Source organism: Psychrobacillus sp. FSL W7-1493 (genome assembly GCF_038004905.1).
In the GTDB taxonomy this organism is placed as follows: domain Bacteria; phylum Bacillota; class Bacilli; order Bacillales_A; family Planococcaceae; genus Psychrobacillus.
In genome coordinates this window covers 1,446,693-1,459,683 of sequence record NZ_JBBOSB010000001.1, presented here as the reverse complement: position 1 = coordinate 1,459,683, position 12,991 = coordinate 1,446,693, and the positions used below count along the sequence as shown (strand labels likewise).

Sequence of the window (12,991 nt, the reverse complement as noted above, 5' to 3'; positions counted from 1 at the left end):
ATTAAATTAAATTAAATTAAATAAAATAAGTTATTACGATATTACAATCCACTTGCAACTTTTTTAGCTAAGTCTACCACTCTTGCTGAATAACCCCATTCATTATCATACCAAGCAAGTACTTTAACTTTTGTTTTACCCATTACCATAGTAGTCAGTCCATCTACAGTACTAGAATTAGTAGTTGTATTGAAATCAATCGAAACCAATGGCTCATGAGTAATTCCCAAAATGCCCTTCATAGAGCCCTCGGCTGCTTTTTGGAACGCAGCATTTACTTCTTCCGCTGTCACTTCTTGTTGAACATCCACAACTAAATCTACTAAAGAAACATTAGGAGTAGGAACGCGTAAAGCCATTCCATGAATCTTTCCTTCTAGCTCTGGCAATACAAGTGAAAGGGCTTTCGCTGCACCGGTCGAAGTAGGAATAATAGATTGCCCACAAGAACGCGCACGTCTTAAATCTTTATGGGGGTTATCTAAATTATTTTGGTCATTTGTATAGGCATGAACTGTAGTCATTAAACCGTTTTCAATACCAAAGGCATCGTTTAATACTTTTACTACTGGTGCCAAACAATTAGTTGTACAGCTTGCATTTGAGATGATTTGGTGATTTACTACGTCTAGCTTTTCATCATTTACACCAATGACAATCGTTGCATCCTCATTTTTGGCAGGTGCTGTAATAACGACCTTCTTAGCCCCAGCTTTTATGTGACCTGATGCTTTTTCTCCATCATTGAATTTACCAGTAGATTCAATTACGATATCCACATTCAATTCTTTCCATGGAAGTTTTTCTGGCTCACGCTCGTTTACGATCTGTACATGTTTACCATTTACGATTAGAGCATTATCTCCAATCTCAATTTCTCCAGAGAAAGTTCCATGTGTAGAATCATATCTTATTAGGTGAGCTAAAGTTTCTAATGGGTATCTAGCATTAATAGCTACTACATTAAGTTCCTCTTGTACGATTGCTTGGCGAAATACCATTCTTCCGATTCTTCCAAAACCATTGATTGCAATTGAAGCTGACATATAATAAGTCCTCCTATAACGTGTGATACTTTTTCTTTTATAATCATGCATTAGTATAACACAATTTTAGAATTATGTAGCCTTAAAATACCCTGTTTTTAAATTCGTTATTTTCAAATAATTATTACTTCCAAGCTCTAAGAATTTTTTCTAGCTGCTCCCTAGTTGACTCCAAAGTACCATTATTATAAATGACAGCATCTGCGCCCTTCTCCTTAATAGACAAAGGCAACTGAGATTGAATTCTTGCTTTTGCTTCCTCTTTGGAATAATTATTTCTAGCCATTAGCCTGTTCAGTTGAGTTTCTTCTGATACAGTAACGACAATAATTTTATCCACGTAAGATTGGAGCTTACTTTCAAAAAGCAATGGGATATCCATTATAATAACCGGATGACCTGCTAGTAACATTTCCTCTTTTTGTCTCATCATTTCCGCTCGAATGGCCGGATGCATAATATCATTCAACTGTTTTCTTTGGGCGGGTGAAGAAAAAATTATTTCACCTAGCTTCGGACGATTTAGTTCACCATCCGCATTAAGTATCTCGTCTCCAAAAACCTCCGTTATTGCCTGAAGAGCATCTGTTCCTTTTTCCACAACGATTCTTGCTACAAGATCTGCATCAATAATGGGATATCCCATTTCTTTCAGCATATTTGACACCGTACTTTTGCCGCTAGCGATACTTCCAGTCAATCCAATGATCATGATGAATCCTCCGTTACTTTTGGCACGAACCACAATAGGTAGATGTTCGGCCAGCTATTGTTTTTTGCTTGGTAGCCTTCCCACAGATTGGGCAGCTTTTTTTGCTATACATTTGTAATCTATGCTGCATCGTTCCTGCTCCACCATTAATAGAGCGATAATCTGAAATAGTACTTCCACCATTTTCAATGCTGTCTAACAGTACTGTCACTATTTCCTGAAACAGTTGAATTTTTCTTGCTTTACTTATTCTTTTTACTGTCCGGGCAGGATGTATTCTAAGATTAAATAATGCCTCTGTGGCATATATATTGCCACAGCCCGAAACGACATGACCATCCATGATGAACTCCTTGATAGCTTTGTTTTCATAGCGCGGCAAGAGACTCATCTGTAGAAAATGCTCTAATGCTCCATCGTCAAAAGGCTCGGGAGCCATCAAAAGTAAAGGTGGGTAGTCTGCTTCGGTTTCTAGCAGACGTAGCTCGCCAAAGCGACGTATGTCCGCATATACAAGCATTTCTCCTTCTTCAAAATGAAGAGTAACATGACTATGCTTTTTAAACTTTTCCTCTATGATGTCATCCAAGGTCCTTACATAGAACCAAGCACCAGACATGCCCAAATGCGAAACGAGTAGAAATGGTTCTCCATATTGGTTTTTCAAATGAAAATAAATATATTTCGAGCGCCGTTCAATTCGAGCGATCACCATACCAGGAAGAGCAGCCTGGAATGACTCCACGTCTGCTCCCTTGATAATAGCTTCCTTTCCAACTTGCTTTGATTTTATGATGGTTGGAGAAACATCCACTGATTGAATCAATTTACCTGTGACAACAGGCTGAAGTCCTCGAACAACACCTTCCACCTCTGGTAATTCTGGCATACATAAAACTCCTTACTTTGTATCGTACCAAGATGATCCAAACGCATACTCCACTTTAAGAGGAACGTTTAGCTCAATCGCAGATTCCATTACCTCAGGAACGATTTTCTCAAGCAGTGCAATCTCTTCTGGAGGAGCCTCGAATATTAGCTCATCATGCACTTGAAGAAGCATCTTGGTTTGCATGTTTTCTTTTTTAAGTCGTGCTGCCATATCAATCATCGCTTTTTTAATGATATCTGCTGCGCTTCCTTGTATAGGCGTATTCATAGCTGTGCGTTCAGCAAAGCTTCTCAGATTAAAATTAGAGCTAGTTATTTCCGGCAAATATCTTCTACGGTTCAAAATGGTCGTAACGAAACCTTTTTGCTTAGCTGTTTGAATACTGTCATCCATATATTCCTTTACTCCAGGGAAGCTTTTCAAATACTTCTCGATAAATATAGCAGCTTCTTTACGAGTAATATCTAAGCTTTGAGATAGACCGTAATCACTAATTCCATAAACAATACCAAAGTTAACTGCTTTTGCTGCACGGCGCATATTAGAATCAACAGCGTCTGCCTCTACATGGAATACATCCATAGCGGTTTTAGTATGGATATCCATATTATTCTTAAAGGCTTCCATCAGGTTTGCATCCTCTGCCATATGTGCAAGCACCCGTAGCTCTATTTGAGAATAATCAGCTGCAAACATAACCCATTCAGGATTACTTGGTACAAACGCTTTACGAATTTTTCTGCCTTCTTCAAGACGGATAGGAATATTTTGCAAGTTAGGATTGATAGAGCTTAAGCGCCCTGTTGTTGTTAGAGCCTGCTGGTATCTAGTATGAATTTTCCCGTCACTCTCATGGATTTCTTTTAAAAGTCCTTCGATATAGGTTGAATTTAACTTCCCTAATTGACGGTACATTAGAATCTGTTCAATAATTTCATGCTCACTAGCTAGTTTCTCTAACACATCGGCTGCTGTAGAATAGCCAGTCTTCGTTTTCTTAATAGGTGGCAGTCCTAGCTTTTCAAAAAGAATGACGCCAAGCTGCTTTGGAGAATTAATATTAAATTCTTCTCCCGCTAAAGCATGGATGTCACCTTCAATTTGCTTCAGCTTGATTTCTAAATCATGGCCCATTTCAACAAGTACTTGTTTATCCACTTTTACTCCATCCGACTCCATTGTCCCTAGAATAGATGCTAATGGTAATTCCAACTCCTTGTATAGCTTAAATTGTTCATTTTCTTTTAATTTCTTTTCTAGGATAGGTTTTAAATGCCATAAAGCTAATGCCTTTCTAGTTGCATGCTCCGCAAGCTTCTCTTGCTCGGGAACAGACTTTTTGGCTCCTTTTCCGTAAATTTGCTCATTGCTTAATACATTATAATAACCATATTCTTTCCCTATCGTTGCTACATCATCTGCAGACAAAGATGCATTATCTATATAGGCTGCCAGTATTAGATCAAATTCCACCCCAGCAATGCTTACTCCATGTTTTCTGCTTACTGCTTGAGTTGCTTTTGAATCCACGACATACTTTGTTTTGGACTCATCCTCTAGCCAAGCACAAAATTCTTTTGATTGGAAAGCTGTTTCTCCAGGGATAAAATAAGATTTTTCCCCATCTGACAACGCAATGCCCAATAAATCGGCTCTATGGTACTGTTCATCATATAATTCCAAGTGCAGGGACATTTCATCTACTAAGAAACTAGAGTTCACGTTCTCTACAATTTCAAAAGTCGTTTCCGTGGTAGAATGCTCCTCTGCAACATACTCCGTTTTTTCTAATAAAGTTTTAAAGGATAGCTCCTTCCATATAGAAATGACTTCATCCATATTTGGACCACTATAAGTGATATCCTCAAGTGACACATCGATAGGAGCGTTTATTTCAATAGTTGCAAGCTCCTTACTCATCTTAGCCTGTTCCTCATTGGCTATAAGCTTTTCCTTTAGCTTAGCACCACTAACTGAATCGAGCGCTTGATATAGTTGCTCAACAGATCCATGCTCCTTTAAAAGTTTAATGGCTGTTTTTTCACCAACGCCTGGAACTCCCGGGATATTATCAGAGGAATCCCCCATTAATCCCTTCATATCGATGATTTGAAGTGGTGTAAGTCCGTATTTTTCTTGAACGTGCTCTGGTGTATATTTCTCTATGTCTGTAATTCCTTTTCTCGTAATATACACTGTAGTCGAATCAGTAGCTAGCTGAGTTAAATCCTTGTCTCCTGACACAATGACAACCTGCTGTCCCTTCTTTTCAGCCTGTCGACTTAGCGTCCCTATAATATCGTCTGCCTCGTACATTTCCAGCTCATATCGTTTAATGCCATAAGCATCTATAAGCTTGCGTAAATATGGAAATTGCTCTGAAAGCTCGGGTGGAGTTTTCTGTCTTCCTCCCTTATATTCTTCAAAAGTGGAATGGCGGAAGGTAGTTTTCCCTGCATCAAATGCCACGAGCATGTGTGTAGGATTCTCTTCATCCATAATTTTTTGAAGCATCATTGTAAAGCCGTAAACAGCGTTTGTATGTATTCCATGTTCGTTCGTTAATAAAGGAAGGGCAAAGAATGCACGATAAGCTAAACTATTCCCATCTAATAATAGAATTTTTTCAGATGACATGAATCATTCACTCCTTAGTTATATTGTTTTACATTAGCTTGTACAAAGAAAAGCGCAACCGCCTATCTCTGCCCCGACAGGCAAATGGGAAAATGCGAGGAGTCAGCTTCTCAGCCACCGCAGTATTTTCCCATTTGACCCCGAGGGCAAGGCGGTGAAGCTAGACATCAAGAAATGCGCAAGCGCCTGTCCTGCCCCGACAGGCAAATGGGTAAATGCGAGGAGGCATTTTTTCAGCCCCCACAGCTTTTAACCATTTGACCCGAGGGGCAAGGCAGTGAAGCTAGACATCAAGAAATGCGCAAGCGCCTGTCCTGCCCCGACAGGCAAATGGGTAAATGCGAGGAGGCATTTTTTCAGCCCCCACAGCTTTTATCCATTTGACCCGAGGGGCAAGGCGGTGAAGCTAGACATCAATTTATCCACAGGTACAAAACTTTATTTTCCTAAATAAAATAAAATCGTCATTCCCTATATCTTACCACGACAGTAAGGGGAATGACGATTCATATACTATTCTAAGTATCCAGATAGGATGTTGGCATAAGGAGAATCGGAAGGAATAACAATCATTGTATCTTCACCGATTGTCTTCTTATAGGATTCTAACGTTCTATATAAAGAATAAAATTCAGGGTCCTTTGAAAAGCTAGTATTATAAATTCTTGCAGCCTCCGCATCCCCTTCAGCTCTTAGAAGAGCAGCCTCTTTTTTAGCTTCTGCTATCATCTTCGTAACTGTACTATCCGTTTCCGCTTCAATTCTTCTCTTATCAGCATCACCCGTAGACAAAAACTTTTGAGCAACACTTTCACGATCGGAAATCATCTCGTTATATACAGACTGCTCATTTTCTTCTGGCAAGTCGGTTCTTTTAATACGTACATCTACTACTTCTATACCATATTTATCTTTAGATAGAAGTTCATTTACTTCTCTAGTAATCTGGTCATTTAAACTACCACGCGATGAATTTTCATCATTAATGATTTCACTATAATTTAATTGACCAAGCTCTGATCGCACTACTGAATAAATAAATTCCTCCATACGAGAGCTTGCATTTACTATGTTACCAGCGTTAGAAATCATGTCCTTTGGATTGACTACTCTCCAAACTGCATAATTATCGATAATTATACGTCGCTTATCCATTGTATTAATCTCTGCCTCAGATAAATTATGATTCATTTGGTATTTTGGAATGGTCGTTACACTTTGTATAAATGGTATTTTCATATGCAAGCCAGGGGAATCTTTAATACTTTTAATCTCACCGAACTGACGAATAACTCTATATTCCCCCTCCTTGACTACATATATATTAGCGAGGGCAATTACAGCAATTACAAAGACTACAAAAATTGAAATGAACGATTTAGTATGCTTTTTATAATCAATGGGAGTCTTTTCTTTTTTGGGTTTGTTAGGCACAGTTTTAAACTTTGACTCTAAATTTGCAAAAGGGTTGTTATTATCTGACATTATTGTCCACTCCCTTCTTCAGGCTTTTTCTCAGTAGTAGTGCTAGGCGGTGGTGCACTTTGTTTAGAGGACTCTATTTGTTGAAGTGGTAAATACTTCATCGTCCCACCTTCATCATTCATTATATAAATTTTAGCATTAGGCAAAACAGCTTCCAATGTTTCCATTACTAATCGCTGTCTAGTGATTTCCTTATTATTTCGATATTCGGCATATAGCTTATCAAATAAGGCAACATCTCCTCTTGCCTGTTCAATACGTGCTGTTTGGTAGCCTATAGCCTCTGATTTAATAGCATCCACTTCACCTTCAGCCACACTAACCTTTTCATTTACATACTTTTCTGCCTGGTTTACTTTTGTATTTTTAGTTTCTTCCGCATCCGTTACAGCTGTAAATGCAGCCCTAACTTCTGCATTTGGAAGCTCTACGTCTTGTAGCTTTACGGTCAACACAGTAATACCAATTTCATATTTATTAATCAATGAAGCAAGCAACTCATTTGTATCTGCTTCAATTTGAGCCTTACCTGAAGTTAAAGCATCATCAATTTTCGAATTTCCGATTACTGAACGAATAGATGCCGAGGTTGCATCATGTAACATTTCCTTTGGATTTTCAGAATTAAACAAGTACGCTTTAGGATCTGTGATTTTGTACTGAACAACCAAGTCTGTTAAAACGATATTGTCGTCTCCAGTAATCATTTTAGTATCCTTGTCATAGGAAGTGATTTCCCCATTCGCGTCTTGCTTATAACCAAACTGTAAACTGAAGGTTTCTTTTGATAGCTTTTCTACCTTCTGTATTGGCCAAGGAAACTTAAATTTCAACCCTGATTCTGTTATTGGCTCGCTTGCATCTCCAAATGTAATAACTATTGCTTGCTCTGATTCATCTACTGTATACCAAGATGTAAATACTGCGGATAGAAGAACAATGCCAACAATAGATACAGCGATAATAGTTAACAATCTTTTTGTACTCATATTTTTCCCCCTTCTCTATGTATAGTTATTTTACGGACCTGAAGAAGGAAAGTTTCAAAAATTTCAAAACTGACTATTTCTTTTTGACTTGGCTTAGATAAGGGTTGTTTTTCGTAGCGTGGGTATCGTTCGTGTAATGTTACATTTAAATGGGCGGAAGCGGGCTAGTAAAAAAAGGATATTTGCCTATTAATATTTAATAGGTAATGAACAGAGTAAAAAAGAATAGTCAATTGATAAAATATGAAATTAAAACGTGTAGAGGATAAATTTTATTTGTAGGGTGATCAATCGATGATAGGTATAAGTATTGCAACAAAGTGGGAATATGAAGCAACATTGAAATTCTTCAGCATAAAAAATAACGAACGTTTCAGTTACCCATACGGTGAGTATTTCATAAGAACAATCAATGATACTGGACTTGTTTTTTATAGTACGGGTGTAAGAAAAGTAAATGGTGTTGGCGGCAATCAGTATATGATTTCTAAATTTAATTTAACTAAAGTCATCGTTGCTGGAACATGTGCTGGAATTGATGAGAAGTACAGTAATTTGGATATTTTTGTACCCAATAAAGCCGTTCAATATGATTGTACAGTAAAAGAAATTGAGCCATTTATTAAACAATCCTTCATAGTCGATATTGATTTATCTAGATATGGAGGAGATGATTTTTATACAGGAACAATTGGCACTGCTGATAAAGCAGTAGTTATGTGGGAGGACTATTTAGAACTTAAAGAAAACGAAATAACAATAGCCGATACAGAAGCGAGTGCAATTGCTTATATCTGTAAGAAGAATGATGTTGAATGTATTATTATTAAAGGAATATCTGATTTTCCAACAGATGAAAGAAACACTGATAAACTCCAATCGAACATGGAACAAATTAATGTTTATTTAGAAAATACGCCCAAGGTTATGAACAAAATATTTGGAAACTATTTAAAAAGATTTATTTAAATAAATTTCAAGTTTGTTAGAACTTTTTTGCATGGGAAACGTATTTAAATAAATTGGTAGGTTAGTTTGGAGGGGAATTTATGCTATATGATAAGATCAGTCAGTTCTTAATAAATTTATTCATTTGGTGGGGTTTCCTACTCATCTTTCAAAGATTGAACAATCGTTATCCCAAAAATAATACTTGGAAAAAAGATATTTTAGCAACTTTCATGCAAAGTATGGTAATCTTACTTGTTTTATTTCCTGTTTTATCTTTCATTTTATAATCATGTTAGATATACTTTGATCATTTTGGTTAAGTTGCTTGTTCAAATGAGGAGCATTTTAATAGATGAAGTTAAAGTAAGCTTAAAGATAATGTTTGTAGCAAGCAATTTTTAATCTCTTCTTTTGTGCCACACCCCCTTTGATTGCAGCGGCAGGCGGCGACTCCAGTGGGATGAGTGAGACAGATAAGACATCACAACCACGCGCGCAAGCGATGGGTGATGGCTTATCGCTCACCCCACGGAAAGCGTCCGCCGAGAGCGGAAATCTGCCATCACCTCCTCCTACTTTTCTTGTAAATAATAGTGTCGAAAGGTGAATTGAGATATATTCTAAAAATTAAAAGGCCAGCAACAAGTGCTAGCCTTTTAAAGTATTTCATTTGGAAAAGGGGGTCTATCTAAACTCTATCAAAGCAATGTAAATAGCATGTGAATTGTTTGTAAATTTTTACTCACCACTGATTATTTTTATACTTTTTATAATAATTCACCTGACGAGCCATTAGATATAACTTGCGTTTAAAATGCTTGTCCCCTTTATAAAACAATGGGTTACCCCACTTACCTTCCCCTAACAGCAAACGAATTTCTTGCTGTATAGATAGATTATCCACAAATTTCTTCAACACTATTTTAGGAACAACCGTAAATAGGTAATGTTCATTTAATAGCGTCAAAGGCTTTTCTTTGTTATAAATAACGTCATCCACAATATATCGTGCCATGTTATGTCCCAGTGCAGTTACATAATAGCTTGATCTACCTTGTCTAATATTTACTTCAAAAACTTTATATTTACCGTCTCGCTCATCGTATTTTAAATCGAAGTTAGCAAAGCCAACGTATCCAACTGCCTCTAAGAAGTGTTGAAGTTTTTTCATTAACTCTTCATCGTAGCGAGTAATTAGTGCAGTATAATTTCCTATTGCAGTCACTGTATGCTCTTGTAAAACTACTTGAGCAAGTGTACTTAGCTGTGCCTGCCCTTTTGAGCTAACATAAAATACAGAATCCCACATGTAAGTATCGTCTCCAGGAATATAATCCTGGATGATCAAATCTTCCTCATAGCCGCTCTCATTTACTTTGCGAATAACTTCATCTAATTCTTGCTGAGACTCTACTCGGTATACTTTTTGTTGACCAGCAAATTTATGCTTATAGTATTCAACACCATTACTTGGCTTAATGATCAACGGGAAAAGCACCTCTTCAGTAAAAGGTTGTTTTTTAGAGCATGAGTAGAAATAGGTTTTAGGTGTATCGATTCCGTGCTCTTCACAAAGCTTATAAAAGTTCGATTTTACTAAAAGGTTGTTCATTAGATCCTCGGTCATATAGTTAAACACATACATTTCTTTTAAAACGTCTGCATTCTCAATGATTAGACGAACATAAAAATCATTCGTACCGATTAACAGTAACTGCTTATCTGCTGTTTTATATTTTTTTGCTACTTCTGTCAAAACGGATACAAAAGCAGATTGGTCCCATAAGTTTGAGTGTATTTCAATATGTTCAATGACACTGCTTAATTTAGTGAAGGACATTTCTTCTTTACCTACTAAAATTGGTTTAATACCATACTCCTCGTGAAAGGAAATGGACATATTGTATGCGTTCATATCTGTCCCAATTATAATAGGGATAAATGGTTGATTATTCATGATGGACCTCCATTAACTTTTCGTGAGTGGAATATACACAGTAAAAGCTGTACCTTTTCCAATCTCACTTTCAACTTTTATTAAACCATGATGAGCTTCTACGATATGCTTGACGATTGCCAAGCCTAATCCTGTACCACCTGAGTTACGACTTCTTGCACGGTCCACTCGATAAAAACGTTCAAATATGCGTTCTACCTCTTCTTCCTTAATACCAATTCCTTGGTCCTTAATTGTGAAGTAACCATATTTTTTGTCTTTTCCTATATTCACCGTGATGAAGGTATTTTCGGATGAGTAGGTAATAGCATTGGTCAATAAATTCATCATAATTTGCATAATTCGGTTGGAATCTCCCAGTACCTCTACCTTCTCATCTAAGGATAGAGTTAATTCCATATTTTTTTCTTCCAATAAATGATTTGTCATTTCCATACTTTGCATGAGCACATCGTATAACCGAACCCTATTCAACTTAATTTCATATCCAGCTTGTTCTACTGTTGATAGGTCTAATAAATCATTAATAAGCATTTGAAGACGATTGCTTTCCTTGTATATGATTTCTAGAAAAGATAATAACGTATCTTCTTTTTTATAGGCACCATATAACAGGGTTTCAGAAAATCCTTTAATGGAAGTCACAGGAGTTTTTAATTCATGTGATACATTCGCAACAAAGTCTTTTCTTACCTGCTCCAGTTTGATCAATTCAGTGACATCATGAAATACTACGACAATCCCTAGCCATCTTCCATGCTCCCCAATTACAGGGGCACCGTATGCTACGAGGTGGTATGTACTTAAATTACGCTGTATTTCAATTTGTTCCTTGCTTAGCATTTCCGTCAAAAATAGCTTTTCTATAAACGTTTCTATCTGTTCGGGTAATCCAATTTTACGAAATTGTTTTCCGTCTACTTGCTCAAAGCTTAGCTGCAGCTGGTTAAGAAACGAGCGATTGACTATACTCACTACTCCGCTGCGGTCTATCATGATTAAACCACTTCCCATATTCTCAATGAGCGTTTTTAATCGTTCTTTTTCGGTTTCACGCATGATAGATATATCCTGAAGATTTCTAGCTAGTATATTAATTGAATTTGTAAGCTTGGACATTCCTGAAAAACCATCCTCAAAAGCTCGTATTCGATAATTTCCTCTAGCTAGCTCCATTGCTGTTTCCGTTAAGTGTTCAACTGGCTGCGAGTATCTTTTCATTATATTAAAGCTAATGATCAAAGCAATTAGATAAGCTAATATAAGGATAAATGCCAATGCAATCCATAAATTCATTTGAATAAAATTCACATCTTCTTCTAACAAAGAAGCATTTAAATGATTAATGATTTCTTGTCTTTCCTCGGAAGTGATATTGGTTGTACTTATATAACTTTCGATATCCTCAATTTTCCCATCAATACTCGTACTAGTAGTACGCTCGATGAAGATAGGAAATATTTGTGCCAATACTAAACCGACTCCAAGGAGAATTAGTCCGATTAAAATAGAATAAATACGAAATATTCTATTGTGAAAACTCATATTGACTTTGGCTCCTCAAACTTGTATCCAAGCCCTCTAATGGTTTTAATATACATAGGCTTACGGCTATTTTCTTCAATTTTATCTCTTAGGTGACTAATGTGAACATCTACAATCCTTGTATCACCCGCAAAATCGTAATTCCATACAGAGCTTAACAACTGATCACGAGTTAACACTCTATTTTTGTTTTCAATTAAATACACAAGCAACTCAAATTCTTTTGGGGTGAATTCTAAGGGCTGATCATTTAAAAGAACTTCAAAGCGATCAGGAAATATTTTTAAACCGCCAAAGGTATAGTTGTCATCAGCATTTTTCTTTTGATGCTCTGATGTTAATACACTTCTACGAATCATCGCCTTTACTCTCGCAGTAACTTCTCGAGGGCTAAATGGCTTTGTCATATAGTCATCTGCTCCAAGTTCAAGTCCAAGAACTTTATCAAACTCTTCACCTTTGGCTGTAAGCATGATTATAGGTGTTTGTATCTTTCTTAGCCTTAACTCTTTACATACTTCCATGCCATCTAGATACGGTAACATCCAGTCCAGAACAATAACATCCGGATTTTCCTCTACAGCATAATTCAAGCCTTCACGCCCATCAGCAGCTGTAATAACTTGAAAACCAGCTTCCTCTAAATTATATTTTAATAAAGTTACAATCGAACTTTCATCATCCACTACTAATACTTTTTTCATTATCTTAGCCTCCATAGTCGATTTGAAACCCCCATTCCAAATCAGCAACTAAACCGATACTTATTATAGTATT

The 12,991-nt window shown here is 36.8% G+C and carries 10 protein-coding genes; 1 reads left to right on the top strand and 9 read right to left on the bottom strand.

Translation table 11 applies throughout. The features are described from left to right. Window positions 1-41: 41 nt before the first annotated feature. The 6 genes from MKX96_RS07405 to hflK all read right to left on the bottom strand — a co-directional run bounded on the left by MKX96_RS07405 (window position 42) and on the right by hflK (window position 7,761). Window positions 42-1,046 (bottom strand): glyceraldehyde-3-phosphate dehydrogenase, encoded by a 1,005-nt coding sequence (locus MKX96_RS07405; RefSeq protein ID WP_169360303.1) that lies wholly within the window; start codon window positions 1,044-1,046, stop codon window positions 42-44. A gap of 124 nt (window positions 1,047-1,170) precedes the next feature. After that, window positions 1,171-1,758: a dephospho-CoA kinase gene (gene coaE, locus MKX96_RS07400; protein WP_340883048.1), complete on the bottom strand. Its 588-nt coding sequence runs from the start codon at window positions 1,756-1,758 to the stop codon at window positions 1,171-1,173. Between the two features lie 13 nt (window positions 1,759-1,771). Further along, window positions 1,772-2,647 (bottom strand): bifunctional DNA-formamidopyrimidine glycosylase/DNA-(apurinic or apyrimidinic site) lyase, encoded by an 876-nt coding sequence (gene mutM / locus MKX96_RS07395; protein WP_340883047.1) that lies wholly within the window; start codon window positions 2,645-2,647, stop codon window positions 1,772-1,774. A gap of 12 nt (window positions 2,648-2,659) precedes the next feature. After that, window positions 2,660-5,287, bottom strand: coding sequence for a DNA polymerase I (gene polA / locus MKX96_RS07390; RefSeq protein ID WP_340883046.1), 2,628 nt, complete (start codon window positions 5,285-5,287; stop codon window positions 2,660-2,662). Window positions 5,288-5,800: 513 nt separating this feature from the next. Further along, entirely contained in the window at window positions 5,801-6,772 is a 972-nt protein-coding gene (hflC, locus tag MKX96_RS07385; RefSeq protein ID WP_340883045.1) for a protease modulator HflC, read from the bottom strand. After that, a complete protein-coding gene (hflK, locus tag MKX96_RS07380; RefSeq protein ID WP_340883044.1) occupies window positions 6,772-7,761 on the bottom strand; it encodes an FtsH protease activity modulator HflK in 990 nt (329 codons plus the stop codon). Before hflK ends, hflC begins: the two co-directional genes overlap by 1 nt. 294 nt (window positions 7,762-8,055) lie before the next feature. On the opposite strand from hflK, the gene MKX96_RS07375 reads away from it, so the two are divergent. Beyond that, window positions 8,056-8,730: a 5'-methylthioadenosine/S-adenosylhomocysteine nucleosidase family protein gene (locus MKX96_RS07375; protein ID WP_340883043.1), complete on the top strand. Its 675-nt coding sequence runs from the start codon at window positions 8,056-8,058 to the stop codon at window positions 8,728-8,730. 724 nt (window positions 8,731-9,454) lie between these two features. Here the strand turns inward: MKX96_RS07375 and MKX96_RS07370 are convergent. The 3 genes from MKX96_RS07370 to MKX96_RS07360 are packed head-to-tail and all read right to left on the bottom strand — an operon-like array spanning window position 9,455 to window position 12,921. Then, window positions 9,455-10,669: a carboxylate--amine ligase gene (locus tag MKX96_RS07370; RefSeq protein WP_298471395.1), complete on the bottom strand. Its 1,215-nt coding sequence runs from the start codon at window positions 10,667-10,669 to the stop codon at window positions 9,455-9,457. Between the two features lie 12 nt (window positions 10,670-10,681). Then, window positions 10,682-12,214 (bottom strand): two-component system histidine kinase PnpS, encoded by a 1,533-nt coding sequence (gene pnpS / locus MKX96_RS07365; RefSeq protein ID WP_340883042.1) that lies wholly within the window; start codon window positions 12,212-12,214, stop codon window positions 10,682-10,684. Further along, window positions 12,211-12,921 carry a response regulator transcription factor gene (locus MKX96_RS07360; RefSeq protein WP_340885911.1) on the bottom strand — a complete coding sequence of 237 codons (711 nt, stop codon included), beginning with the start codon at window positions 12,919-12,921 and terminating at the stop codon, window positions 12,211-12,213. The genes pnpS and MKX96_RS07360 overlap by 4 nt, the downstream gene beginning before the upstream one ends. Window positions 12,922-12,991 lie beyond the last annotated feature (70 nt).

Coding starts and splice junctions, on each gene's coding strand:
- MKX96_RS07405 (WP_169360303.1), bottom strand. CDS start 1,046: ATGTCAGCTTCAATTGCAATCAATGGTTTTGGAAGAATCGGAAGAATG.
- coaE (WP_340883048.1), bottom strand. CDS start 1,758: ATGATCATTGGATTGACTGGAAGTATCGCTAGCGGCAAAAGTACGGTG.
- mutM (WP_340883047.1), bottom strand. CDS start 2,647: ATGCCAGAATTACCAGAGGTGGAAGGTGTTGTTCGAGGACTTCAGCCT.
- polA (WP_340883046.1), bottom strand. CDS start 5,287: ATGTCATCTGAAAAAATTCTATTATTAGATGGGAATAGTTTAGCTTAT.
- hflC (WP_340883045.1), bottom strand. CDS start 6,772: ATGTCAGATAATAACAACCCTTTTGCAAATTTAGAGTCAAAGTTTAAA.
- hflK (WP_340883044.1), bottom strand. CDS start 7,761: ATGAGTACAAAAAGATTGTTAACTATTATCGCTGTATCTATTGTTGGC.
- MKX96_RS07375 (WP_340883043.1), top strand. CDS start 8,056: ATGATAGGTATAAGTATTGCAACAAAGTGGGAATATGAAGCAACATTG.
- MKX96_RS07370 (WP_298471395.1), bottom strand. CDS start 10,669: ATGAATAATCAACCATTTATCCCTATTATAATTGGGACAGATATGAAC.
- pnpS (WP_340883042.1), bottom strand. CDS start 12,214: ATGAGTTTTCACAATAGAATATTTCGTATTTATTCTATTTTAATCGGA.